Origin of the sequence: Serratia sp. PL17, assembly GCF_017832355.1 — a bacterium.
Classification (GTDB): Bacteria; Pseudomonadota; Gammaproteobacteria; order Enterobacterales; family Enterobacteriaceae; genus Serratia.
This window is the reverse complement of sequence record NZ_JAFIBY010000003.1, coordinates 1-24,304: the sequence shown is the minus strand read 5'-3', so window position 1 is coordinate 24,304 and position 24,304 is coordinate 1. Positions and strand designations below refer to the sequence as shown.

22 protein-coding genes and 1 pseudogene are annotated in these 24,304 nt (G+C 54.8%); 14 read left to right on the top strand and 9 right to left on the bottom strand.

Annotation, left to right across the window (positions count from 1 at the left end; genetic code table 11):
- Positions 1–5 precede the first annotated feature (5 nt).
- Genes JOE25_RS11695 through JOE25_RS11680 form a run of 4 tightly spaced genes read left to right on the top strand, consistent with a single transcriptional unit; the run spans position 6 to position 3,856 of the window.
- Positions 6–962, top strand: coding sequence for an ABC transporter permease (locus JOE25_RS11695; RefSeq protein ID WP_209635335.1), 957 nt, complete (start codon positions 6–8; stop codon positions 960–962).
- A 2-nt stretch (positions 963–964) separates the two neighbouring features.
- Positions 965–1,915, top strand: coding sequence for an oligopeptide ABC transporter permease (opp4C, locus tag JOE25_RS11690; protein ID WP_209635333.1), 951 nt, complete (start codon positions 965–967; stop codon positions 1,913–1,915).
- Entirely contained in the window at positions 1,912–2,898 is a 987-nt protein-coding gene (locus JOE25_RS11685) for an ABC transporter ATP-binding protein (RefSeq protein ID WP_209635331.1), read from the top strand. Before opp4C ends, JOE25_RS11685 begins: the two co-directional genes overlap by 4 nt.
- Positions 2,888–3,856 (top strand): oligopeptide/dipeptide ABC transporter ATP-binding protein, encoded by a 969-nt coding sequence (locus JOE25_RS11680; RefSeq protein ID WP_209635329.1) that lies wholly within the window; start codon positions 2,888–2,890, stop codon positions 3,854–3,856. The genes JOE25_RS11685 and JOE25_RS11680 overlap by 11 nt, the downstream gene beginning before the upstream one ends.
- Before the next feature lies 1 nt (position 3,857).
- Here JOE25_RS11680 and JOE25_RS11675 read toward each other — a convergent pair whose 3' ends face one another.
- On the bottom strand, positions 3,858–4,832 hold the full coding sequence (locus JOE25_RS11675; protein ID WP_209635327.1) for an alpha/beta hydrolase: 975 nt from the start codon (positions 4,830–4,832) through the stop codon (positions 3,858–3,860).
- A gap of 243 nt (positions 4,833–5,075) precedes the next feature.
- On the opposite strand from JOE25_RS11675, the gene JOE25_RS11670 reads away from it, so the two are divergent.
- Complete coding sequence (locus JOE25_RS11670) at positions 5,076–6,002, top strand: N(4)-(beta-N-acetylglucosaminyl)-L-asparaginase (protein WP_209635325.1); 927 nt, start codon at positions 5,076–5,078, stop codon at positions 6,000–6,002.
- A gap of 150 nt (positions 6,003–6,152) precedes the next feature.
- Here JOE25_RS11670 and JOE25_RS11665 read toward each other — a convergent pair whose 3' ends face one another.
- The 6 genes from JOE25_RS11665 to JOE25_RS11640 all read right to left on the bottom strand — a co-directional run bounded on the left by JOE25_RS11665 (position 6,153) and on the right by JOE25_RS11640 (position 12,977).
- The gene (locus JOE25_RS11665) at positions 6,153–7,145 is read right to left on the bottom strand and encodes a LacI family DNA-binding transcriptional regulator (protein ID WP_209635323.1); all 993 of its coding nucleotides are present in this window, start codon (positions 7,143–7,145) and stop codon (positions 6,153–6,155) included.
- Between the two features lie 60 nt (positions 7,146–7,205).
- Positions 7,206–8,339 (bottom strand): sn-glycerol-3-phosphate ABC transporter ATP-binding protein UgpC, encoded by a 1,134-nt coding sequence (gene ugpC, locus JOE25_RS11660; protein ID WP_209635321.1) that lies wholly within the window; start codon positions 8,337–8,339, stop codon positions 7,206–7,208.
- On the bottom strand, positions 8,339–9,748 hold the full coding sequence (locus tag JOE25_RS11655) for a leucyl aminopeptidase family protein (protein WP_209635319.1): 1,410 nt from the start codon (positions 9,746–9,748) through the stop codon (positions 8,339–8,341). The genes ugpC and JOE25_RS11655 overlap by 1 nt, the downstream gene beginning before the upstream one ends.
- Before the next feature lie 3 nt (positions 9,749–9,751).
- Positions 9,752–10,585, bottom strand: coding sequence for a carbohydrate ABC transporter permease (locus tag JOE25_RS11650; RefSeq protein WP_209635317.1), 834 nt, complete (start codon positions 10,583–10,585; stop codon positions 9,752–9,754).
- On the bottom strand, positions 10,575–11,516 hold the full coding sequence (locus tag JOE25_RS11645; protein ID WP_209635315.1) for a sugar ABC transporter permease: 942 nt from the start codon (positions 11,514–11,516) through the stop codon (positions 10,575–10,577). Before JOE25_RS11645 ends, JOE25_RS11650 begins: the two co-directional genes overlap by 11 nt.
- A gap of 186 nt (positions 11,517–11,702) precedes the next feature.
- Positions 11,703–12,977, bottom strand: a complete 1,275-nt coding sequence (locus JOE25_RS11640; RefSeq protein WP_209635313.1) for an extracellular solute-binding protein — start codon at positions 12,975–12,977, stop codon at positions 11,703–11,705.
- Between the two features lie 879 nt (positions 12,978–13,856).
- Here JOE25_RS11640 and JOE25_RS11635 point away from each other — a divergent pair.
- From JOE25_RS11635 to ompC, 6 genes are all read left to right on the top strand, one after another.
- The gene (locus tag JOE25_RS11635; protein WP_209635311.1) at positions 13,857–15,071 is read left to right on the top strand and encodes an aspartate aminotransferase family protein; all 1,215 of its coding nucleotides are present in this window, start codon (positions 13,857–13,859) and stop codon (positions 15,069–15,071) included.
- A 52-nt stretch (positions 15,072–15,123) separates the two neighbouring features.
- The gene (gene astA, locus JOE25_RS11630; protein WP_209635309.1) at positions 15,124–16,158 is read left to right on the top strand and encodes an arginine N-succinyltransferase; all 1,035 of its coding nucleotides are present in this window, start codon (positions 15,124–15,126) and stop codon (positions 16,156–16,158) included.
- Positions 16,158–17,630: a succinylglutamate-semialdehyde dehydrogenase gene (astD, locus tag JOE25_RS11625; protein ID WP_209635307.1), complete on the top strand. Its 1,473-nt coding sequence runs from the start codon at positions 16,158–16,160 to the stop codon at positions 17,628–17,630. The genes astA and astD overlap by 1 nt, the downstream gene beginning before the upstream one ends.
- A 54-nt stretch (positions 17,631–17,684) precedes the next feature.
- Complete coding sequence (gene astB / locus JOE25_RS11620) at positions 17,685–19,025, top strand: N-succinylarginine dihydrolase (protein WP_209635306.1); 1,341 nt, start codon at positions 17,685–17,687, stop codon at positions 19,023–19,025.
- A gap of 11 nt (positions 19,026–19,036) precedes the next feature.
- Entirely contained in the window at positions 19,037–20,020 is a 984-nt protein-coding gene (gene astE, locus JOE25_RS11615) for a succinylglutamate desuccinylase (RefSeq protein ID WP_209635305.1), read from the top strand.
- Positions 20,021–20,671: 651 nt separating this feature from the next.
- The gene (gene ompC / locus JOE25_RS11610; RefSeq protein WP_280921273.1) at positions 20,672–21,754 is read left to right on the top strand and encodes a porin OmpC; all 1,083 of its coding nucleotides are present in this window, start codon (positions 20,672–20,674) and stop codon (positions 21,752–21,754) included.
- A gap of 84 nt (positions 21,755–21,838) precedes the next feature.
- On the opposite strand, the gene JOE25_RS11605 is transcribed toward ompC, so the two are convergent.
- Positions 21,839–22,066: a biofilm development regulator YmgB/AriR family protein gene (locus JOE25_RS11605; protein WP_209635304.1), complete on the bottom strand. Its 228-nt coding sequence runs from the start codon at positions 22,064–22,066 to the stop codon at positions 21,839–21,841.
- Between the two features lie 130 nt (positions 22,067–22,196).
- Positions 22,197–22,388, bottom strand: a complete 192-nt coding sequence (locus tag JOE25_RS11600) for a YebW family protein (protein ID WP_012145560.1) — start codon at positions 22,386–22,388, stop codon at positions 22,197–22,199.
- A 226-nt stretch (positions 22,389–22,614) separates the two neighbouring features.
- Between JOE25_RS11600 and lysM the strand changes: the two genes are divergently transcribed.
- From lysM to JOE25_RS11585, 3 genes and pseudogenes are all read left to right on the top strand, one after another.
- Positions 22,615–23,061, top strand: coding sequence for a peptidoglycan-binding protein LysM (gene lysM, locus JOE25_RS11595; RefSeq protein ID WP_037419951.1), 447 nt, complete (start codon positions 22,615–22,617; stop codon positions 23,059–23,061).
- A 455-nt stretch (positions 23,062–23,516) separates the two neighbouring features.
- Positions 23,517–23,681 carry a hypothetical protein gene (locus JOE25_RS11590; RefSeq protein WP_209635303.1) on the top strand — a complete coding sequence of 55 codons (165 nt, stop codon included), beginning with the start codon at positions 23,517–23,519 and terminating at the stop codon, positions 23,679–23,681.
- Positions 23,682–23,778: 97 nt separating this feature from the next.
- Positions 23,779–24,210: pseudogene (locus JOE25_RS11585) on the top strand (pirin family protein); the annotation flags it as partial.
- Positions 24,211–24,304: the final 94 nt, after the last annotated feature.

Here is a 24,304-nt window from a genome sequence, read left to right as displayed (position 1 = left end):
ACACCATGAGAAATTTTATCCTGCGCCGTTTGCTGCAAACCATTCCGATGATGTTACTGGCCTCGTTGTTGATTTTCTTCATCTTCGCGCTGACGCCTGGTGACTTTATTGACGGCAACATCAACCTTACTGCGGAACGGGCTGCCGAGCTGCGGGCGTTGTATGGGTTGGATCAGCCGCTGTTCACCCGCTATCTGCATTGGCTTGGTCGCCTGCTGCAAGGCGATCTCGGCTTTTCGTTACAGTACCAAATCCCGGTCAGCACCTTGCTGAATCAGTATATCTGGAACTCATTCCTGCTGGCGTCAGTGGCACTGGTGCTCTACTGGGGCATTGCGTTGGCGGTCGGCGTGGCGTCGGCGATGAAACCCTATTCGCTGTTTGATCATCTGGTCACTGTGGCGGTGTTCGGCGCAATGTCATTCCCGACTTTTTTCCTTTGTTTGCTGTTAATCAAATGGTTTGCCGTCGATCTGCACTGGTTACCGGCGGGCGGCATGCTGCGAACGGGCAGTGACGCGACCGGATTGGCCTGGGTGGGGGAAGTGGCGGCACATCTGTTGCTGCCGGTGCTGGCATTAGTGATGTTGCAGGCCGGGACCCTGACGCGCTATTTCCGCGCCAGCATGCTCGACGTGATCCGCATGGATTATATCCGTACCGCCCGGGCCAAAGGTCTGAAGGAAAAAACGGTGATCGTCAAACATGCGCTGCGCAATGCGCTTTTACCCATCATTACGCTACTGGGGTTTGAATTGCCCGCGCTGTTTTCCGGTGCGTTGATCACTGAAAAAATCTTCAACTGGCCCGGTGCGGGGCACATTCACATTGACTCACTGGCTGCGCGTGATTACCCGGTGTTGATGGGCTTTACGCTTTTTCTGGCGGTGCTGACCATTTTGGGCAATCTGCTGGCGGACATTCTGTACGCCTATGCCGATCCGCGAATTCGTTTGAGGTGAGTATGTTGGCAACGCTGTTTTTTGGGCGCCGTCGTCGTTGGCGGCAGGCGCAACTACCCGCCCTGGCGCACGTGTCGCCGCCACCGGCTGCACAGGCCTGGCAACGGCTGCGTCGCCACCGATTGGCGATGGCCTCGCTGTTGCTGCTGCTGGTTTTGACCCTGCTCTGCGTTTTTGGGCCGATGTTTTCGCCGTGGCAGGACGATGCCGGCGATGCGCTAAACATTAACCACGCGCCTAATGCCGAACACTGGCTAGGCACAGATTTTCTCGGTCGCGATATCTATACCCGCCTGTTGTTGGCAGGACGCATCTCGCTGACCATAGGCCTGGTCTCCATGCTGCTGTCAGTCACGCTCGGCTACCTGCTGGGCGCGCTGTCTGGCTATCTGGGGGGACTGGTGGATAAGCTGATCATGCGTTTTGCCGATCTGTTGATGACCATTCCCAGCCTGCCATTGCTGATTATCATGGGGGCGATGTTGTCCGAACTGGATGTTTCGCCGGACTACCGCATTTATATGGTGATGATCATGCTCAGCCTGCTGGGGTGGCCGTCTCTGGCGCGGTTGGTGCGCGGGCAGATCCTGTCATTGCGAGAGCGTGATTTTATGTTGGCGACAGAAGTCTTGGGCCTGTCCACGCGCCGACGTTTGTTTGGTCACCTGTTGCCGAATACCATTCCGATTTTGGTTGTAGTGGCGACCATGGGTGTCGCCAACGCCATTCTCAGCGAGTCAGCGCTCAGTTACCTAGGGCTGGGCGTGGTGCCGCCGACGCCGTCGTGGGGCAACATGATGGATGCGGCCAACAGCCTGATCGATTTTCAGCGTCGTCCCTGGCTGTGGATGCCGCCGGGGTTGGCCATTTTTATCACCGTAGTGGCGATTAATATTCTGGGTGACGGCCTGCGGGACGCACTCGATCCGAAAATGAACGGGGTGAAACGATGAGTCGGCCACTGGTGGCATTCAATCAACTGTCGGTGGCTTTCAATGGCGAACAAGGGCGGGTGCGTGCGGTACAGCAAGTCAGCTTTGAACTCCATGCCGGACAGACGCTGGGCATCGTCGGCGAGTCAGGTTGCGGCAAAAGCGTCACCGCGATGGCGCTGATGGGGCTGTTACCGCAGCCGCTGGCACAGATCGACGGCGGTGAAATTCATTTTGATGGGCAGGACTTGCTCAAACTGCGTCCGCAACAAATGCGTGATTTGCGCGGCAACCGGCTGGCCATGATATTTCAGGAACCGATGAGCGCGCTGAACCCGGTATTGACGATCGGCGAACAATTGGTGGAGCCGCTAATCCGCCATCGAGGGACAGCACCAAAGACCGCCTGGCGTGAGGCGACGGCGCTGATTACCGAGGTCGGGTTGGCGCGAGCAGAACAGTTGATGACCTGTTATCCGCACCAGCTTTCTGGCGGTATGTTGCAACGCGTTATGATCGCCATGGCCATCAGCTGTCGGCCGGCCTTGCTGATTGCCGATGAGCCCACCACGGCGTTGGACGTCACCGTGCAGGCGCAGATCTTGGCGCTGCTGCGTGAGCAGAGCCGTAAAAATAACATGGCCATGATGCTGATCACCCACGACCTTGGCGTGATTGCCCAGATGGCCGATCGGCTGGTCGTGATGTATGCCGGACGCATTGTCGAGCAGGGGGACACGCGGGAGGTGTTAGCCAACCCACAACATCCCTATACCCAGGGATTGATGGCTTCACGGCCGGTCGCCGGACAGCGGCGGCGCAGATTGTACTCGATCCCCGGTCAGGTACCCGATCTCGCCAATCTGCCCGATCACTGTGCCTTTGCCGATCGATGCGCTCAGGCCAGTGCACGTTGCCGTGACGGCATTCCGCCTTTGTACGGGACTTTGCAGCGCCAGTCTGCCTGTTTTATCAATGCGGGAGGGCGTTTTCATGCCGTCTGATCTCTTGGTGGAAGTGAAAGGCTTGAAGAAGCATTTTCCGCTGCGTGAAGGGGTGTTTGGCCAGACAACCGGCCAACTGCGGGCGGTGGATGATGTCAGCTTTGGTATTCGCAAAGGCACTGTTTTCGGCCTGGTCGGTGAGTCGGGCAGTGGGAAAACCACCGTAGGCCGTACGTTGTTGGGGCTACACGACAAAACGGCCGGTGAAGTGTTATTCAACGGGCAGGCGCTGGATAAGCTCAGCCCCCGCCGATTGCGTGCCCTGCGCCCGAAGATGCAGTTGGTGTTTCAAGACCCTTACAGTTCGCTAAACCCGAGGATGCGTATTGGCGATGCCATCGGTGAAGCCCTGTTGGAGCATGGGCTGGCGCATAAAAGTGAATTGCGTGACCGGGTGATTGACACTATGAAGATCTGCGGTTTATCGGCGCAACAGTATGGGCGTTTTCCGCATGAATTTTCCGGTGGTCAGCGCCAACGTATCGGTATTGCTCGCGCGTTGATCCTGAGGCCGGAATTTATCGTCGCGGACGAGCCGATTTCGGCACTCGACGTTTCTATCCAGGCACAGATCATCAACCTGTTTTCCGATCTTCAGGAGCAGCAAGGGGTAACCTTCCTGTTTATCTCTCACGATCTTGGCGTCGTGGAGCATCTGTGTCAGGACGTGGCGGTGATGTATCTCGGCCAGATTGTGGAGAGCGCCGATCGCGATAGCCTATTCCGGCAGCCACGGCATCCTTATACCCAGGCGTTGCTGGCGGCGGTACCCCGTCTGGATCCTTCACGGCTGCCGCAGGCGATGGCCCAGGGGGAGTTGCCTGACCCTGCGCAACCGCCGCACGGCTGCCGTTTTCATACCCGTTGCCCGCGGGCGACCGCACAATGCAGGGAATTGGCCCCGGCGTTACGTACGGTGGCGATGGGGCACCGGGTAGCTTGCCATTATGCCGAATAACCTAGGCCAGATAATGCTTCAACGCTCGCCCGGCCTGATGGATGGCGGAATGCACTGCCGGCACATGGGCGATGGGATTCAGCAGGCCGTAATCGTGGATCAACCCATTGTAACGGGTGGAGGTGACCTCTACCCCGGCAGCGTTCAGTAGCCGGGCATAGGCTTCACCTTCATCACGCAGTACGTCCAGTTCAGCGGTCTGGACCAGCGCCGGCGGCAGGCCTTTTAGCTGTGCCAGCGTGGCGTTGAGCGGTGAAGCATAAATATCCTTACGCTGTGCTTTATCGGTGGTGTAGTTGTCCCAGAACCATTTCATCATGTTGCGCGTCAGGAAGTGGCCTTCGGCAAATTGATGATAGGACTCGGTGTCAAAGTTGGCGTGCGTCACGGGCCACAGCAAGATCTGACAGCGCAGCGCCGGGGTGCCTTTTTCTTTGGCCATCAGGCTGACCACCGCCGCCATATTGCCACCGACGCTGTTGCCGACCACGGCCAGGCGGGAGCCATCGACGTTGATTTTTTCGCCGTATTCGGCCACCCATTCAGTGGCGGCGTAGGCCTGATTGATGGCCGTCGGGTAATGGGCTTCCGGCGAGGGGGTATAGTTGACGAACACCGCTGCGGCACCCGCGCTGTAGACTAAATCGCGTACCAGCCGTTCATGGGTAGGGAAGTCACCCAGCACCCAGCCACCGCCGTGGAAGAACATAAATACCGGCAGCGCTTCTTTAACCTTGGCTGGACGCACGATGTGCAACAGGATGTCCTGCCCCTCGACATGGATCGTCTTCTCGTTGATCTCGACCTCGTGAAGTGGCACGTCGACGCTGCGTTGTGCGCCCTCCAATACCTTACGCGCCTCTTTCGGTTTCATCTCTTCCATCGGCTTGCCACCACCTGCATTCAACGCGTCCAGAAAGGCACGGATATCCTGCTGTGCTGCCGGTTGGCTTGGATCTACAGTTTTTTTAGGCATTTTGGCTCCTCAAGCGTTTTGCGGTCGAGATCACAGTGTAGTCGAACGACAGGTGTTTGCTGTCCGCACAGCACGCAGTGAAAAGACGTGTTGCACCACGCTTTTCGCCGCCTGAGTTTGACTTTTCAACGGGGCAACGATACTTTTTAGTCATCAATGGAACACGTGTTCCATTGGCGGCAATCACCGGAGGCCCCGGTGCATCTCTTTTGGCGCTCAACGCCGTGCAGGAAACATAACCCTATGATTGTGATTGCAAATTCTGAAGGGCATCCGGGCATCGCTCTGTCTGCCGAACGGCTGCAGCAGGGACACAACGGCCTGCGCGCCATTGTTGATGGCATCAAGTTGGTGGAACTGGACCCGAGTGTGCGAACGGTGGGTTACGGTGGCTGGCCGAACGTATTGGGTGAGATGGAACTGGATGCCTCGGTAATGGATGGCGACAGTTTGCGCACCGGTGCCGTGGGGGCGTTACAAGGCTACCTGCATCCGGTGGAGGTTGCGTACCGGGTGATGGAAGATCTTAACCACGAAATTCTGGTGGGTGCCGGAGCCGCCCGGTTTGCCGCCGAAATTGGCGCGCTGGCGGGTGATAACCTGATCGCCGATTCCAAACGCGTATGGTGGGACAAGCTGGAACAGGCGATGAGCGCAGAACAGCGACGTGATTGGCCGAATATTCCGCTAGCCGGGCTGTCTAACAATGCCACCGATCCCGAACGTGTACGTGACACCACGGTGTTTTTAGCGCTTGATGGCGGGGGAACACTGAGCGCAGCCACGTCTACCTCGGGTTGGGCGTGGAAATATCCGGGGCGATTGGGGGATAGCCCAATTATCGGCAGCGGTTCGTATGCCGACAGCCGTTACGGCGCTTGTGCTTGCACGCATACCGGGGAAATGACCATCCGTTGCGGCACCAGCCGTGCCGTCGTGTTGTACATGAAGATGGGGATGACGCTGGATCAGGCGGTGTATGAAGCGATCGAAGATTTGAACTACCTGAAGGACGGTTATACCGAAGGGGTGACGATCCATGCCGTCGATAAACACGGCAATCACAAGGTGGTGAGCCTGAACTGCCCAGGCCCCATCCAATACTGGCTGTGGCAAACCGGTATGGCGGCACCAGAATTGCGCGATGCCGAGATTATAACCACCCGTTGACACAGTGCTCTGGGGGTTAAGAGGTGGGGCGCTGCATGTTGCGCCCAAGAGCAGAATCCATGGGGTAACGCGGGGCGGCCCTGTTCGATCCCTGCGGGTATAGCCTTTTCACGGGGATGACGACAGCCTGGACCGCCGAAAGCGGCTCGTTCAGCAAGAGGCACGCACCACCAGTTCGGTGGGAATGGTCACTTGCTGCGGTGCGGCCTGCGGGCTGCTGCTGCGTAACTCCACCAGCCTGACAATGGCGGCGATCATCGCGCTGATATCCCGGCGCACCGAGGTCAGTTGGTAGCTTGGCCAGGCGGCCATCGGGATATCGTCAAAGCCGTAGACCGCGACGTCCTGTGGGATGCGCAGCGGCGTATGCAAACGAATATAATCCATCACACCCATCGCCATCGAATCGGCTGTGCAAAAGATGGCCTGTGGGGCCGGTTGCGCTGCCAGCAGCTGTGGTGCCAGTTTGAAACCGCTTTGATAGCTGTAGTCGCCGCTGAGTTGCGCCACGATCTGCAGTTGCTGTATGGCCGCATGGGCTAAAAAGGTCTGCTGGCGCACTTGTTCGCCTTTGGCGCTGCTGCGCCCACCAAGGAGCGCCACATGTTGTTGGCCTTTTTGCGCCATTAGCGCTGCCAGTTGTTGCAGGCTGGGTGCTTCATCGGCGTTGAGCGCATCGCACAGGGCGTCGCCGGCTAACCCATTGAGCATAATCGGTGTGGCGATGCGGAACAGATCTTTCGCTGTGCGAGCGCTAATGTTGTCGGCGAACACCACGGCGGAATCAACATGATAAGAAATGGTTTGTTTGAGGTAGTTGGCCGGATCTTCAATGCCTTCCAATCGGATCATCACCGCCTGCCGGTTGCTGTTTTGCAACTGCTCCACCAAACGATCGAAAAATTCCAAATCAGACAGATCATGAAAGTGGTTAACCACGACCGCGACAAACCCGGTTTTACCGGTATGCAGGCTTTGGGCAATCGCATCGGGTGCATAGCCCAACTGGCTGGCCACACGCATCACCAACTCACGGTTTTTTTGCGATACCCGGCCTTGATTGGAAAAGGCGCGGGAAACCACGGTGCGTGAAACGCCGGCTACGCGGGCGACATCGTGAGACGTGACTTTTTTAATCTGCATGGCGCAAGTACTCAACGGAAAACGGGGCGCTGCGGTAAGAGGGGCAGCGGCGGTATGGTCTCACAGAATGCCGGCCGGCAACACTGTTTCCCCGTGTGGCGCCAGACGCTCGCCGCTGTTTGGGTCAAAAAAGTGCAGGGCAGTGGTATCCAGCGTCACCGCCAGCGGCAAACCCTGTGGGTAGTGCTGCTGAGTGTGTTGCTTCACGATGTATTGTGCGCCATTGTCACCCTGAACAAACAGATTGCTTTCTGCACCCAGATTTTCACTGTACACCAGCGTACCGCGCAGGTGCGGTTCCACCTGCGGTGCGCTGATGCTGCTCGCTTCCGGTCGGCAACCCAGCGTCAGCCACTCGCCCGCTTTTGTCGCCAGCGCCGGAAATTCGGCGGTGTTCACGGGCAGCAGCAAGCCAGAATCGCCTTGTAGCACAATCTGCGTCCCCTGAACCTGTACCTGCACATCGAACAAGTTCATCTGCGGTGAGCCAATAAACTCGGCGACAAAGCGGTTAACTGGCCGGTGATAGAGGTCCAGCGGTGTGCCAATCTGCTGTACTTTACCCTGATTCATGATCACCACTTTATCGGCCATGGTCATGGCTTCAACCTGGTCATGAGTGACATAAATTATGGTGGCACCGATGGCCTTGTGCAGTGCCGACAGCTCTTGGCGCATGCGATTACGCAGTTTGGCGTCGAGATTGGACAACGGCTCATCAAACAGGAATACCTTGGGGCGCCGGACGATGGCACGCCCCAGCGCCACACGCTGGCGTTGACCGCCGGAAAGCTGGCCCGGTTTGACCTTTAGAAACTCGGTCAGATGCAGCATGTCGGCAACGGCCGCAATTTGGCTAGCGATCTCTGCTTTAGCCATTCCTTTAATTTTCAACGACAACGCCATGTTTTCGTACACCGTCATGTGCGGGTACAGCGCATAGCTCTGGAATACCATGGCGATGTCGCGGTATTTGGGCAGCACGTCATTCATGCGTTCGCCGTCGATCAGCAATTCACCGGAAGACAGGGTTTCCAACCCGGCAATCATCCGCAGCGTGGTAGATTTGCCGCAGCCTGACGGACCGAGCAGCACCACAAACTCGCCTTTCTCCACCTGCAGATTGACGTTGCTGGCGGCCTGATAGCCGTTGTCATAGCGTTTGTTGATATCAACCAGTTCTACGTAAGCCATCAGTGCTCCGTTTGGGCAAGCAGGGAACTGAGCCGTGCCAGCAATAGCACGCCGAATGAGGATGCGCCGTTGGCGTACAGCTTGCGGTGCGGCATATCCGTCGACATGGCGGCGATGTCCAGGTGCGCCCAGCGCTGACCCGGCTGTACGAATTCGCTGATAAAGGTTGCGGCCACGCACGGGCTGCCGTGCGGATCCTCGCCACCGTGGCGATAATCGGCAAATTCAGATTTCAGCACACCGCGATACCAGCCGCCGTGCGGCATGGGCCATACCGGTTCTGCGCTAGCGTTGCCTGCTTGGGTAACCTGAGCCAGAAACGCATCGTCGTTGCCCATCATGGCGGCATATTCCTTGCCTAGCGCTACGCCTGCACCACCGGTCAGGGTCGCAATATCCAACAGATAGTCCGGTTGGAAGCGTTGCTGGGCATAACTGATGACGTCCGCCAACACCATGCGTCCTTCGGCATCAGTCGAAATGATTTCCACCGATTTGCCGTTGTGCATGGTTACAACGTCGCCAGGGCGCTGGGCGCGTGAAGAGGGCATGTTTTCCACCAGCCCGCACAGGCCAATGACACGGATCGGCAATTGCAGCGCGTCGATGATACGCATTGCGCCCACGACCGCGGCTGCACCGCCCATATCAAACTTCATGGTGCTCATGCGCGCCGCGCCTTTGATACTGATGCCCCCGCTGTCGAAGGTCACGCCTTTGCCGACCAGCGCCAGGGTGTGGCGAGCATTGGCTGGATGGTGATCGAGTATCAGCAACTGCGATGCCCGGGCACTGCCCTGGCCAACGCCCAGCAGACCGCCAAAGCCTAGCGCGGCCATTTGTTCATCCCCTAACACCTCCTGATGCAGATGGCTAAACGGCAATTGCGCGACGGCCTCCACGAAGCTTTCAGGGTAGAGAATATTGGCGGGTTTGTTCATCAGCTCGCGGCCGGCGATCACGCCCTCGGCATGCAGGTTTGCCCAATCGCACAAGGCTAGCGTTGCGGCATCTTGGCTGCCCAGCCGCAGCGTCGGATCGGCCAGCGTTACGCTGGCATGATGCTGATAGCGGTAAGCGCCGAGACGCAAACCAAACAGCAGCCAGCGCCAGGTTTCATCGTCTGCTGTCAGTTCCGGGACCAACGTCAGTCGCAACTGCTGCAGCCCAAAGTCTTTTTGCCCGGCGGCGATAACGGCCCCGGCATCTTGCAGCGCGGCAGGGGTCAGACGGGGGCCGACGTTGAGGCCAAATCGCCCTTCACCCAGTGGATAAAGTACACCGACGCTTGCCCGTTGCAGCCCGGCATCTTGCAGTGTGGCGGGCAGTTGCTCCTCTGTGGCAGCAAACAGGATGACGTGCTGGTGCGCAGCCGCGCCCTTTACGCTGTAAATATCGATTGATTGCATAAGTTACCCTTTGACCGCCCCACGCGTGAGGCTCTCCATCATTTGTTTGGACGAGAAGATAAAGGCAATCAGCAGTGGCACGATGGCCAGGAAGCTGCCGGTCATTACCAGGTTCCACGGCGTGGCGGTGGCTCCGCTCAGGCTGCGCAGTACCAATTGAAGAATTTGTTTATCCGGTGACTGTAACGCCACCAACGGCAGCATGAAGTTGTTCCAGGTGTCGACCACCACAACGATCGCCACGGTCAGCAATGCTGGGCGCATCAAAGGCAGGCCGATTCGCAAGAAAATCTGTAATTCATTCAGGCCGTCCATGCGTGCACTGTCGAGGATTTCGCTGGGTAATGAGGCGCTCACGTATTGGCGAACCAGGAAGATACCGAAGATGTTTACCCCGGCAGGCAGCCAAACGGCGGCGAACTGGTCGAGCAGGCCCACGCTTTTGATGACGAAGAAGTAAGGCACCAGATTGACCACGCTGGGGACCATCATGGTCAGCATCAGCGTAGTGAACAGCACCTTCTTCCCCTTGAACTGGTAAACGCTGAAAGCGTAGCCCGCAGCAGCGGAAACCAACACGCTGGTCAAGGTGGCCATGGCGGTGACATACAGGGTGTTAAGCAGCGAACGGGTAAACGGAACCTGTTGTTCCAACCCGCGGAAGTTTTCCACCAGATGCGTGCCAAAGCGGAGAGACATGCCCATGATGCTGCGGGTGTCCTGCGTCGCCAGCAAGGCAGACCAATAGAACGGAAACAGCGACAACGACGCGAACAGGGATACCAACAGATAAATCACCAGTTTTCCGGTGTCGAAACGGCGGCCTTCAGCGATCATTTTTCACACCTCCCCGGTTGCCGAAGCCCCAAAACACCAAGGCACTGACTACGGCTATCAACAGGAACAAGATCCAGGAAATCGCCGAAGCCGTTCCCATATCCAGGTAGGACCAGCCGGTTTTGTAGACGTACATCGACACCGTGAGGCCGCTGTTGTCAACGCCGCCCGTACCCTGGGTCAAGATCATCGGTTCGTTGAACAACTGCATGTTGCCAATCAGCGTCATCAGCGTGGCGAAGAAGATAAAAGGTGCCAACAGCGGCAGCGCGATATAGCGGAATTTCTGCCAACGGCTCGCACCGTCCAGCTCAATGGCCTCGTACAGGTCCGGTGAGATAGACGCCAGGCCGGTCATGTAAATCACCGTATTGATGCCGGTAAATTTCCAGGTCACCTGATTGGCGATGGTGAAACGGATCCAGTCGCTGTCAAAGAAGTTGATGGGCAATGCGGCGGCTAACGTGCCGAGGTGCAGTTTGGTTGCTAACCCGCCGAGCAGTTCGTTAACCATGCCGACGGGGGAAAACAGGTTAAACACAATCAGGCTAACGGCCACGGAAGAGGTAATGTAGGGCAGGAAGATGGCTGCCTTCAGAAAACGTCTGCCGCGCACGATGATATGCAGCAAGGAGTAAGCCAGCGTAATCGCAAACAGATGCTGGCACAGGCCCGACACCAGCGTGATTTTGATGGTGTTGACCAGCGACACCCAGAAGGCATCGTCGGTGAAGGCGTAGTAAAAGTTATCCAGCCCGACAAACTTCATCGAACTGAGGCCCTTTACCGGGTTCCACGACTGAAATGACAGAAACGCCGAAAAGAAGATCGGGAACGCGTTAAACACCGCGAACAGCAGCATAAACGGCAGCAACAGCAGGTAGGCGGTGCGGTGATCGTGCAGCAGCCCTTTGAAAAATCGCTTACGCATAGACTCCCCGAACCGGTGGAAAATATAAAATCGGCGTCAAAAAAACGCTGGAGTTATATCCTAAATAATTCGAGTTGCAGGAAGGCGGCAAGAGCATGGGTCCCCAGGAGCTTACATAAGTAAGTGACTGGGGGGAGTGCTTGAAGCCAACACACCTGCAGCTTGAAATATGACGGATATAGATGATTACAACGCGCGCATCCGCCGCTCGAGCAGCTTGTTGGCATCGCGCAGGGTGCTGTCGATATCCTGATGCTGCACCAGAATTTTCTTCGCCGCTTCATTGAGAATTTCGTTGGCGATGTTATCTTCCGGCGCTGAGGCAACTGGCTTCAGGTCCGGCACCAGACTGGCGTAGTAGCGCATCGAATGTTGGCCGCCGAGAATGCGACTCGGCGTGTCAAAGTAGGGCGCGTTATACACGTCGAGACGGGCAGGTAAGGTACCGGCGGTTTTGGCCGCGTCGATCACCACGTCACGTTGCATAAAGTATTGAATGAACTGCCAGGCCGCTTCGGCGTTTTTGCTTTGTTTCGGGATCACCAGCGTGGTGCCGCCAGCATTGACCTTGATGTTGCCCGGTACGTCGGTCACGCGCCACAACCCGGCTTTGGCACCGTCCGGATCCAATTCTTGCTCAATACGGCCTTCGTCCCAGGGGCCGTCGATATCTGCGAACAGTTTCCCCTGACGGTACAGCTTGATGTATTCCTGCGAATTGGTTGAGCCGTCGAGCGAGGCGGCTAATCCTTTGTCATACAGCGTTTTGATGACCGTCATCAACTGTTTGATTTGAGGGGAGTCGAGGTTGGGTTTACCGTCTTTGGTGTACACGGGTTTGCCCGGTTCACTGTTCATGCCCACCACGAGTGGGTTGATCAGGCTGGTGGCGGCAGGCAACAGGTAAGCGCCTTGCTCTTTTTTCAATTTCTCACCAAAGGCGATAAAACTGTCCCAACTTTTGGTGATGTCCTCAATCTTCGTCCCCGCCTTTTGCACCATGTCGTTCCGGTAGATCATGATTACCGGGCCGGTATCGTAAGGCACACCATAGATGTTGCCGTCGTTGCCTTTTGCCAGACTGATCATTGAAGGATCAAACTGCCAGCCCTGGCTGTCGATGCTGAACGGTGGGGCGCTCAGGTTGTTCAGACCACCGGAGTTGGCGAAGCTGCCCAGCTTAATGGTGCTGACGCTGAAGATATCGGCGGCACCTTGGCCGACGGCCAACGCGGTCGTCAGCTTTTGGTGGCAGTCAGAGAAGCCGCATTTAATCGACTGCACCTGAATGTCTGGGTGCGCCGCTTCAAAATCTTTAATCACCTTATTGATGTAATCATTCGGCAAATAGTTGGCGAAGGTAATGCGGGTAGTGGCGCTGGCAGAAAGGGGCAGGCCCAGCAGCACGGCCAGTGCGACCCCGGTGATCCTATGGTTAGTACGCAAGCAGAAATGAGCCATGATAACCCCGATGCTGTGCAGTCGATGTGTACCCGTCCTACTTCAAGCCGCCGCTGTGTCGCTGCGTGACTCAGCCCATCCATGGAGCTCACCCCCGTGGCTGGCTTAGGCCAGCGCCTGGGGACGCATGTTTTGCCGCTTTCCTGCGGCTCGAATTATTTAGGGTGGGTGCGTTTTTTTTCATCATGGAACACGTGTTCCATTGAAATTAACCTATTATCGCGTCTTCAGACTGTCAACAATTTGTTCAGTAAGTTAACAAATATGAGATCTGGCGCGGGGGTTGCGTGTGCGCATGCACAATGATGCGCCGCGATGTGCCGCGCAGAGCCTTGGCTGGCGTGGGTTTGCTCTCATAAGGTGCAGTGCCTGCACTGAGGTGGGGCAAAAGTGTGATGGGGCTCATGTCAGGCCAAATTATTTTTGCGAGCGCGATCAGAAATATTGAAGTTTTTTGTAATTGAATAGGATTTCGCAGCCAACGATGATTTTTCGCCTTATTTTTCCAATTATTCATTACCAATGCATATTTATTGAATAAGTATGCATTGTAAGCCGTTGTTTTAGCGTAAAAAAACCAAAAAATTGCCGGAAATCCCAGTTTGGCACGATAGCTGCTCTACACTCTTTATCAAACGGCATGTATTTTAACTGCTCGTTAACATTTATTCCCCGTTCCAGGACCTGATTCCCGGTATAAATAGCGAAAAACGCGTTTGATGTAACAGATTTGTTTCTGAATAGACGGTGAGAGGCAGAGTTATCACCGGTCGAAAAGGAGATGCAACGGCGCTGTTTTTCTTGTTTTGTTGTGGAACATCCGGGCAGGAACGGCCCTTACAGTCAAAATTCAGTCTTTGCTGAAGTTATGAGGTCATTATGGAACAGCCAATCGCAGTTACCCGCCAGTCTTTCGATGACTGGATGGTCCCGGTTTACGCCCCCGCTGATTTTATTTTGGTTCGGGGAGAAGGATCGCAGGTCTGGGATCAACAGGGTAAGTCTTACATCGATTTTGCCGGTGGTATCGCGGTAAACGCGTTGGGCCATGCTCACCCCGTGGTGACGGCAGCGCTGGTGGAGCAGGCGGGCAAACTGTGGCATCTGGGCAACGGCTACACCAACGAACCGGTACTGCGTTTGGCAAAGCAGCTGATTGACGCCACCTTTGCCGATAAGGTGTTTTTCTGCAACTCCGGTGCGGAAGCCAACGAAGCGGCACTCAAGTTGGCGCGTAAACGCGCTCTGGATAAAGGCAACGGCAGCAAAAACCAGATTGTCGCGTTTAACAACGCCTTCCACGGCCGCACGCTGTTTACTGTTTCAGCGGGTGGACAACCGAAGTATTCAAAAGATTTCGCCCCGTTACCGGGTGGGATCACCCATACACCGTTTAACGATTTGGCCGCGGCGGCTGAAGCGATCAATGACAATACCTGTGCGGTGATTGTTGAGCCGATCCAGGGTGAGGGCGGTGTATTACCTGCCGATCCTGCTTTCCTGCAGGGCCTGCGTGAGCTGTGCGATCGCCATGATGCGGTGCTGATTTTCGATGAAGTGCAAACCGGCATGGGCCGTACTGGCGATCTGTATGCCTACATGCAATACGGCGTGGTACCGGACGTGTTAACCACCGCGAAAGCACTGGGCTGTGGTTTCCCTATTGGTGCCATGCTGACGACGGATGATCTGGCCAAAACGCTGGGTGTCGGCACCCACGGCACCACCTACGGCGGTAACCCGCTGGCGACGGCCGTGGCCGGTGCGGTGTTCTCTATCATCAATACGCCAGAAGTATTGGATGGGGTGAAACAGCGCCACCAGTGGTTCCTCGACGGGTTGAACAAAATTAATCAGCAATATCCGATTTTCTCTGAAATCCGCGGTGGTGGCCTGTTGATTGGTTGCCAGTTGACGAAAGATTATGCCGGCAAGGCGAAACAGATCACGCAATTGGCCAACGAAGAAGGTGTGATTGCCCTGATTGCCGGCCCGGATGTGGTGCGCTTTACCCCTTCACTGATCATCCCGGAACAGGATGTGAAAGAGGGGCTGGCGCGATTCGCGCGAGCCGTGGCGCGGATTTGCAGCTAATACACAGGCTGCGCCCTTACCGGCGCAGCCTGATCAAGACGAGGTTCGCATTATGATGATTATTCGCCCTATAGAGCGTCGCGATTTGGCTGATTTATTGACGCTGGCCGGTAAGTCCGGCATCGGTCTCACTTCCCTGCCACAAGATGAAGATACCTTGTCGGCACGCATTGAGCGGGCGTTAAAAACCTGGCAAGGCGAACTTCCGCGTGGTGACCAGTGTTATCTGTTTGTCCTGGAGGACAGCGAGCGCCAGCAGGCCGTAGGGGTCTGCGCCATTGAGGTGGCCGTTGGGCTCTCAGAGCCGTGGTACAGCTTCCGCGTCGGGACCCAGGTGCATGCGTCCAAACAGTTGAATGTGTATAAATCGGTGCCGACGCTGTTCCTCAGCAACGATCACACCGGTCATTCCGAATTATGTACGTTATTCCTTGACCCGGACTACCGCCACGGCGAAAACGGCAAACTGCTGTCGAAGGTGCGTTTCCTGTTTATCGCCGCCTTCCGTGAGCGTTTCTCCGAACGGCTGATTGCCGAAATGCGTGGTTTTTCCGATGAGAATGGCCGCTCACCTTTCTGGGAGAGCGTCGGGAACCACTTCTTTTCTATCGAGTTCGCCAAGGCGGACTACCTTAGCGGCACCGGGCAAAAGGCATTTATTGCCGAGCTGATGCCAAAGCACCCGCTGTATGTCGACTTCCTGGCTGAAGACGCGCAAAAAGTGATTGGTGAAGTGCACCCGCAGACAGTACCGGCACGCCGGGTACTGGAGTCGGAAGGCCTGCGTTATCAAGGTTATGTCGATATCTTCGACGGTGGCCCAACGTTGGAAGCGGAAATCGACCATATTCGTGCGGTCAAACAAAGCCGCCTGGTGAAAGTGGTGCTTGATGAGACCCCGATGCGCGCTGATGCGCCGCTCTATCTGGTGGCCAACGATCATTATCAGAATTACCGCGCACTGTTGGTCAATGCCGATCTGTATGACGATCGTCTGCATCTCAATGCCGCCACCGCTGCAGCGCTGGGTGTTGAACAAGGCAGCCCGGTGCGGGTTATCCCCCTTATTGCACAGGAGAAAGCGTAATGTCACATCCTGCACTCTTTATTAATGGCTCATGGCAACAAGGCCATGGCGCTGAGTTCAGTAAAACTGATCCGGTCGATAATCAGCCGCTGTGGCAGGCCAACGCCGCCGATGGCAGCGATGTCGCTGCGGCCTGTGAAGCCGCTCGTGCGGCGTTCCCAACCTGGGCTCGCACGCCTTTTGAGCAACGCGAGCAGATTGTGAAACGTTTTGCTGCGTTGCTGGAAGAACACCAACCGCATTTGGCGGCGGTGATCAGCCGTGAAACCAGCAAACCGCGCTGGGAAACGCTGACCGAAGTACAGGCAATGATCGGTAAAGTGGGGATTTCACTGCAGGCATATCAGACCCGTACCGGCGTTAGCCAGACGGCGATGGCGGACGGTGTTTCCGTATTGCGCCACCGCCCGCACGGGGTGCTGGCGGTGTTTGGGCCTTATAACTTCCCGGGCCATTTACCCAATGGTCACATTGTCCCGGCGTTGCTGGCGGGCAACACCGTGGTGTTTAAGCCGAGTGAATTGACGCCGCAGACCGCCGAAGAAACCTTGAAGCTGTGGCAGCAGGCCGGTTTGCCCAATGGGGTGATCAACCTGGTGCAAGGCGGGCGTGAAACCGGCGAGGCATTGGCCGCCCGTGCGGATATTGATGGTCTGTTGTTTACCGGCAGCGCCGGCACCGGTTATCACCTGCATCGTCAACTGGCGGGGCAGCCTGAAAAAATTCTGGCCTTGGAAATGGGGGGTAACAATGCGTTGATTGTTGATCAGATTGAAGACCGCGATGCGGTGGTTAATCTGGCCATTCAATCGGCATTTATTTCCGCGGGTCAGCGCTGCACCTGTTCGCGCCGTATTTTGGTGAAACGTGGCAGTGAGGGCGATGCCTTTATCGAGCGTTTGGTGCAGGTGGCGAGCGCGCTGCGCATAGGCCGTTGGGATGCTGAACCCCAGCCGTTTATGGGCGGGGTAATCTCGTCGGCAGCAGCAGAAAAAATGCTGGCGGCGCAGCATCACTTGCTGGCGTTGGGCGGAAAAGCCTTATTGACCATGCAGCGGCTGGAAAGCGGCAGTGCGTTGCTGAGCCCAGGCATTATCGATGTGACTGGCGTGCGGGACGTGCCGGATGAAGAATACTTCGGCCCGCTGACCACCCTCATTCGCTATAACGACTTTGATGAAGCGGTGCGTATCGCCAACCAGACGCGCTACGGCCTGTCGGTCGGTCTGGTGTCGCCGCAGCGTGAGCGTTTTGATCACCTGTTGCTGGAAGCACGCGCGGGTATCGTCAACTGGAACAAGCCATTGACCGGTGCGTCAAGTGCAGCACCGTTCGGCGGTGTCGGGGCCTCCGGCAACCACCGTCCAAGTGCCTACTACGCAGCGGATTATTGTGCCTGGCCAATGGCGTCGCTGGAAAGCGAAAGCCTGACGTTGCCGGCGAGCCTGTCGCCAGGACTCTCATTTAACTAAGCACTCAGCGTTTTGTTGCGCAGGGCCGAGCCTGCTCGGCCCCAGGAGAACAGCATGTCAGGATATGAAGTCAATTTCGATGGTCTGGTGGGCCTGACGCATCACTATGCCGGATTGTCATTTGGTAATGAGGCATCGACACAGCATCAAAACAGCGTGTCGAACCCAAAGCTGGCGGCCAAGCAGGGGCTGTTGAAGATGAAAGCACTGGCAGATCTTGGCTTTCAGCAGGGCGTTTTGCCGCCACAGGAAAGACCTCACGTGCCAATGCTGCGCAAGTTAGGCTTCAGCGGTAGCGATGAGGCGGTGTTGGCACAGGCTATGCGACAGTCTCCACGTCTGTTGTCCGCATTAAGTTCGGCATCTTGCATGTGGACCGCCAATGCGGCCACGGTATCACCGTCGGCTGACAGTGCCGATGGCAAGGTGCATTTCACTGCCGCCAACTTGAACAATAAATTCCACCGCGCGATTGAGGCTGAGACGACCTCTGGCGTGCTACGGGCGATTTTTAACGATCCACGCCATTTTGCGCACCACGAGGCTTTGCCGCAGGTGGCGCTGTTTGGTGACGAAGGTGCAGCCAACCATAACCGATTGGGCGGCGACTACGGTAAACGTAGTGTGCAAATGTTTGTCTACGGTCGCCAGGAGTTTGGCGGTGAAACGGCCCCGACGCGTTATCCGGCACGCCAAACGCGTGAAGCCGGCGAGGCAATTGCGCGTCTCCATCAGTTGGATGAGCAGCATACGGTATTCGTACAACAGAACCCGGCCGTGATCGATCAGGGTGTGTTCCATAACGATGTCATTGCCGTCAGTAACCAGAATGTGTTGTTCCACCATCAACAGGCATTTTATCAACAGCAGCAAGCGCTGGATGACGTGCGGCGTAAGATGGCGACGTTGGACAGCGAGTTGGTGGCAATTGAAGTACCGACAGCACGCGTGTCTGTGGCCGATGCGGTCGCGACTTATCTGTTTAACAGCCAGATCCTGACTAAGCCCAATGGCAAAATGATGATCGTGGTGCCGGAAGAATCGCGTCAACATCGTGGTGTTTGGGGCTATTTGACGGAGATGGTTGCCGCCGGTGGGCCGATCGATGAAATCAAGGTGTTTGATCTGCGTGAAAGCATGCGTAACGGTGGTGGACCCGCCTGCTTACGGCTGCGTGTGGCGCTGAATGAGCAAGAGTTACGGGCGGTAAATCCGCGGGCAATGATGAACGATACGCTGTTCGTTACCTTGAATGAGTGGGTTGATCGCTACTACCGCGATCGCCTGACGCAAAATGACTTGGCCGATCCGCAACTGCTGCGTGAAGGGCGTGATGCACTGGATGCCCTGACGTCGATTCTCGGGTTGGGCTCGGTTTATCCATTCCAACAATAGGCGAAGCCACCATGTTTGATCTGTTGGCCCTGACGCTGGCGGGGCAGGTTCCCGCCGAGCAGCAGGGTGAGAACGAAAATTTGCACTGGCGTTGGCTGGGAGAAGGCCTGCTGGAAATCACGCCGCGGCAGGATTATCAGCACGCGGTGGTCGTTTCCGCGGGTATCCACGGCAATGAAACGGCGCCGATTGAATTGCTGAATCAGTTGGTCAAGGATGTGCTTTCCGGAGCCCGCCCGTTAGCCGTTCGCCTGCTGGTCGTGCTGGGTAATCCTGCGGCGATGCGGGCTGGCCAGCGCTACTTGCACAGTGACATGAACCGGATGTTCGGTGGCCGTTATCGCGATTTTGACCACAGTGGCGAAACCGCGCGGGCACAACAACTCGAGCAGGTTATCGCGACATTTTTCGATGCTGAGAAAGCGGCACGATTCCATTATGACCTGCATACGGCGATCCGCGACTCGCGGTTGCCACGATTCGGCATTCTACCTTTCCAGACAAGGCCTTACAGTGCGGACATGTTGGCATTGTTGGATGCTGCCGACCTGGATGCGTTAGTGATCCACAGTGCGCCCGGTGGCACCTTCAGCCATTTCACCAGTGAGCACGTGGGGGCAGCCAGTTGTACGCTGGAACTGGGTAAGGCACGGCCGTTTGGCAGTAACGACCTGCAGCAATTTGCCGCTATCAACCGCGCTTTGCAGGCTGCGGTGAGCAATGAGCCTTTACCGCAACGGCCTGGCGACGCACTGCGGATATTCCGTGTGGAACGATCGCTTATCAAGCGCAGTGAGGAATTTAGGCTGTATCTCAGTGACGACACCGCCAACTTTACCGAACTGAAGCAGGGGACCCTGTTGTGTGAGCAATCCGGTGAAGAGTATCGGGTTCAGCATGCCCGCGAGTGGATCTTGTTCCCTAACCCTAAGGTCGCATTGGGGTTGCGTGCCGGCATGGTGTTGATTGAAGCACCGCGTAGCACGCTGTATTGAAGCGTTAGTACCGAATACCTTTTTATACTTATGAAATTTAAGGTTGTAGCGATGTTAGCTGCAACCTTAAATAACAACACTATATCATGCTGCAAATTCCTCTTATTTATCCCTCTTTATATCCCCTGATTCGTCATTGCCATTTTTTTCTTTAATCATCCCCTGCTGTCATTTTTGATGCGTTGAATCTAATTAATTATCCTAAGCGGTAAAAGATTCGATTAAAACGTGATTGAACGCCTTAAATTCACGTGGTGACTTTACTCAGATAAAAATGTGAAATAAGTAACGTTATTAATAACCATGCTAACTTTCATGATATTTGCCGATCGAATGGAAAGCATACAAAAAGAAACCAATTTGCACCTAAATGGTGCATTGCACCAATATGGTTATAAGATATGTAGCAAATATCATTATTAATCAATGATTTGTTTTTTGTTTTAATGTAATATTTAGTTACAAATAAACATGCTTTATCCACGGTGTTTTATGAACTTTTTTATTTTAAGTTTGCATTCATGATGCTAATGTCACATGGCTCCTTAATTAGGGGCGCTCATAAAACACTAAATGATAAAGATCACAGCCCAAACCATAAATTGGGCGTGATGGGCAGGATTTTAAAAATTATAATATCTAGGAAAATAAATGATGAAACGCAGTGTATTAGCCTTAGCTATTGCCCTTGGGGCAATCACCTCATTTGCCAACGCGGCTGAAATTTATAATAAAGATGGCAATAAACTCGATCTGTACGGTCGCGTTGCTGCCAAACATGTTTTCAGCAAAGATAAAGGTGAAGATGGTGATATGACTTACGTTCGTCTGGGTTTTAAAGGCGAAACGCAAATCAATGACCAACTGACCGGTTACGGTCAATGGGAATACCAAGTCGCAGCCAACCACGATGAAGCGCAAGGCAGCAAAGGCACCAAAACCCGTCTGGGCTTTGCGGGCTTGAAATTTGCCGACTACGGTTCATTCGATTACGGCCGTAACTACGGTGTCGTATACGACGCAGAAGCTTACACCGACATGCTGCCGGAATTCGGCGGCGACTCCTACAGCTACACCGACAACTACATGACCGCGCGTTCTAACGGCCTGGCAACCTACCGTAACCGTGATTTCTTCGGTTTGGTAGAAGGCCTGAACCTGGCGTTGCAGTACCAGGGTAAAAACGACAGTGACAGCCGTTCAGTGACGAAGCAAAACGGTGATGGTTACGGTATGTCCCTGGATTATCAGGACATCGGCGGCTCGGGTATCGGCGTGGCTGCGGCATTCTCTGACTCTAACCGTACTAGCGATCAGAAAAAATTGGCTTACGGTAAAGGCGACAGCGCAACGGCCTGGACCACGGCGATTAAATATGATGCCAACCAGGTTTATCTGGCAGCGATGTATGCCGATACGCGCAACATGACGCCAATCAGCGGTAACGGTATTTCTGGTTTTGCCAACAAAACACAGAACTTTGAAGTTGTGGCCCAGTACCAATTTGAAAACGGTCTGCGTCCTTCTCTGGCCTACGTGCAGTCTAAGGGCAAGGATATCGAAGGGATTGGTGACGTCGATCTGGTGAAATACGTGGAAGTGGGTGCGACTTACTACTTCAACAAAAACATGTACACCTACGTTGACTACAAAATCAACCAGTTGAACGACGATAACAAGCTGAAACTGAGCACCGACGATATTGTCGCAGTTAACCTGACCTATCGTTTCTAAGGTCAACGCTATTACCTTCTTCTCCTGTGTCGGGAAAAATTGGTAACCAGGCAGAGCGCAAGCTCTGCCTTATTTATTGGGGCTTTATCGTCCTTTCGGGGCCTGGCCCATGACTTCGATGGCGGAGCGCAAGGTAGCAAAGCGCTGCTGATTGGTTTCATGCTCAATTTCATTCACCAAATGCGCCAAAATATTATTGCCGGATACTTTTTTATTGAGGTTGATCAGTTGAATGACGGCGCCACCAACCGCCAGGCTGACGTCGCGCAATAGGGCTTCATAATGTTCGTTTGAAAGGGTAGATACGGGCATGGTGCCGTCTCCATATCGTTCGGGTGAAGCAATTTATCAAAATCGTGGCATAAAGCATCGTTGGTATGCCGGCTTTCCAGTGAATTCAGAAATTCCTCAGAAGAAACTAGCAGAAAAGTCGACGGGTATTTTACATTGGCGCATATTCGTTGGCGGGGAGCCAGAAGCCGTCGATGAAGTCCTCAAACGGGAAACAGCCGGCGTGACGTAGATTTTGTTCTTTCATACTGATCAGGCACTGGCGTTCATCGCGCAGGACGTCCACCACGATATCAGCGCAGCCACCATCCAGATAACAGACAAACATCACCAGAGCGTACATTGCGTCTCATGTCCTTCGTCAAGCTTTCCATTCCCTTATTGTAGGTAAGATTGGCGATTGTTTCATGCCTGGCTCGGCCCGACGAGGCGGATTGGCAGCGAAAGGTGGCACTTTCGGATTACTCTAACCGCTTAATACCTCAGGGCCAATTGAATATCCCTCTTGCAGTGCTAAGCTTAACAAGCCTTAAGTCAACGCAACATTGTAACCATCGAAAGGAGTGAATATGGGTTTGTTTAACTTCGTCAAAGAAGCGGGCGAAAAACTGTGGGACACAGTGACCGGCAATGCAACTGCCGAAGACCAAAGCGCCAAACTGAAGGACCATCTCAATAAAACGGGTTTGCCTGGCACCGATAAGGTCGATGTACAGGTGGTGGACGGTAAAGCTGTGGTGACGGGCGATGCAGCCAGCCAAGAGCTGAAAGAGAAAATTCTGGTGGCACTCGGCAACGTGGCCGGCATCAGTGGTGTAGAAGACAAGGTGACCGTAGAGCAATCTGCCGCAGAGAGCCGTTTCTACACGGTGAAGAAGGGCGATACCCTGAGCGCTGTTTCGAAAGAAGTGTATGGTAACGCGAACCTCTACAACAAAATCTTCGAAGCGAATAAGCCAATGTTGTCTAGCCCAGATAAGATCTATCCGGGTCAAGTACTGCGTATTCCGCAATAATTCAGACGCGTTTGCTTTAGCCCGATCGTTGGTCGGGCTTTTTAATCTCAATAGGCATAAGTTGGTCTAATTATTTCTGGCTTTCAATAAAACTTATGAATGTCCCACGCCGTTCATCCTTATCATCTGGGGGGAGTGTTGACCCTGATGAGGAAAATTGATAGCGTCTCAGCCCAACTGAGGTCTGAGCGGTATCGAGCGCGGAATCTGACAAACCCGCTATGGCGGGCTTTTTATTTATCAGCCACCCCTCACAATAACGTTAACGCGTGATGAGTTAAGATAGATTCTGTGAAACAACAGCGTACTACCTCACAAGATAAAAAATACCGTGAAACTTTGGGAGATGCGCAATTTGCTATCATTGTGCTGGCAATAGCGTCTTGCTCCCTGATCATTTTTACGCTGTCAGTCACGTTGTGGCTGACATGACGTCGTTCATTACAGGGGATAAAATGGAGCACAATCTCCACGATGAAACCAAGCTGCTGGCCATTATTGGCCTTTTGGTTTCCGTGCTGTTGGTCGTATCAATACTTTTCGGTGTCACTTATTTTTCTGATCTAAAGCATGCGCGCGATGAAGTCGATATAAAAGGCTGCTATATAAGGGCGCCTTAGCGTTCTGCCTCCCAGGTTGCGTTCTGGTCGCTTGCTCATGCTAAGCTGGCGTCCAGCAACTTACTCAATCTGTGTGCCGTTCTGGAGGTGTTTTACGATGAGCAATTCCCGCCCAACTTATTCTTCATCTTCCCGTGATTGTCCCGTCGTCGACGGTGTGCGCCAGATCCAACGCATTGCCGTGCGCAATGCTGAAGTCGGCGGTATTGCGATTAATCGTGCATTACCCACTCGTGAACGTCGTACCGTTGGCGCATGGTGTTTTCTTGACCACGCCGGCCCGTCGGTATTTAGCGGTTCGTCACAGGGTATGGACGTCGGGCCACATCCCCATATTGGGCTGCAAACCTTTACCTGGATGATTGAAGGCGAAGTGTTGCACCGTGACAGCCTGGGCAGTGAGCAGGTCATACGCCCTGGTCAGGTAAACCTGATGACCGCAGGCCGCGGTATTGCACATACGGAACAATCTACAGGGGAGGACCGACGTTTACATGCCGCACAACTGTGGATTGCGTTGCCCGCCGAGGTCAAGTATTCAATATGTTGATTATGGTGTAAGATCTCTGCTTTTGATGCGGGGATATGATGGCTAAAGTTGATGTAAGGTGTCCGTTTTGTGA

Coding starts and splice junctions, on each gene's coding strand:
- JOE25_RS11695 (WP_209635335.1), top strand. CDS start 6: ATGAGAAATTTTATCCTGCGCCGTTTGCTGCAAACCATTCCGATGATG.
- opp4C (WP_209635333.1), top strand. CDS start 965: ATGTTGGCAACGCTGTTTTTTGGGCGCCGTCGTCGTTGGCGGCAGGCG.
- JOE25_RS11685 (WP_209635331.1), top strand. CDS start 1,912: ATGAGTCGGCCACTGGTGGCATTCAATCAACTGTCGGTGGCTTTCAAT.
- JOE25_RS11680 (WP_209635329.1), top strand. CDS start 2,888: ATGCCGTCTGATCTCTTGGTGGAAGTGAAAGGCTTGAAGAAGCATTTT.
- JOE25_RS11675 (WP_209635327.1), bottom strand. CDS start 4,832: ATGCCTAAAAAAACTGTAGATCCAAGCCAACCGGCAGCACAGCAGGAT.
- JOE25_RS11670 (WP_209635325.1), top strand. CDS start 5,076: ATGATTGTGATTGCAAATTCTGAAGGGCATCCGGGCATCGCTCTGTCT.
- JOE25_RS11665 (WP_209635323.1), bottom strand. CDS start 7,145: ATGCAGATTAAAAAAGTCACGTCTCACGATGTCGCCCGCGTAGCCGGC.
- ugpC (WP_209635321.1), bottom strand. CDS start 8,339: ATGGCTTACGTAGAACTGGTTGATATCAACAAACGCTATGACAACGGC.
- JOE25_RS11655 (WP_209635319.1), bottom strand. CDS start 9,748: ATGCAATCAATCGATATTTACAGCGTAAAGGGCGCGGCTGCGCACCAG.
- JOE25_RS11650 (WP_209635317.1), bottom strand. CDS start 10,585: ATGATCGCTGAAGGCCGCCGTTTCGACACCGGAAAACTGGTGATTTAT.
- JOE25_RS11645 (WP_209635315.1), bottom strand. CDS start 11,516: ATGCGTAAGCGATTTTTCAAAGGGCTGCTGCACGATCACCGCACCGCC.
- JOE25_RS11640 (WP_209635313.1), bottom strand. CDS start 12,977: ATGGCTCATTTCTGCTTGCGTACTAACCATAGGATCACCGGGGTCGCA.
- JOE25_RS11635 (WP_209635311.1), top strand. CDS start 13,857: ATGGAACAGCCAATCGCAGTTACCCGCCAGTCTTTCGATGACTGGATG.
- astA (WP_209635309.1), top strand. CDS start 15,124: ATGATGATTATTCGCCCTATAGAGCGTCGCGATTTGGCTGATTTATTG.
- astD (WP_209635307.1), top strand. CDS start 16,158: ATGTCACATCCTGCACTCTTTATTAATGGCTCATGGCAACAAGGCCAT.
- astB (WP_209635306.1), top strand. CDS start 17,685: ATGTCAGGATATGAAGTCAATTTCGATGGTCTGGTGGGCCTGACGCAT.
- astE (WP_209635305.1), top strand. CDS start 19,037: ATGTTTGATCTGTTGGCCCTGACGCTGGCGGGGCAGGTTCCCGCCGAG.
- ompC (WP_280921273.1), top strand. CDS start 20,672: ATGATGAAACGCAGTGTATTAGCCTTAGCTATTGCCCTTGGGGCAATC.
- JOE25_RS11605 (WP_209635304.1), bottom strand. CDS start 22,066: ATGCCCGTATCTACCCTTTCAAACGAACATTATGAAGCCCTATTGCGC.
- JOE25_RS11600 (WP_012145560.1), bottom strand. CDS start 22,388: ATGTACGCTCTGGTGATGTTTGTCTGTTATCTGGATGGTGGCTGCGCT.
- lysM (WP_037419951.1), top strand. CDS start 22,615: ATGGGTTTGTTTAACTTCGTCAAAGAAGCGGGCGAAAAACTGTGGGAC.
- JOE25_RS11590 (WP_209635303.1), top strand. CDS start 23,517: ATGGAGCACAATCTCCACGATGAAACCAAGCTGCTGGCCATTATTGGC.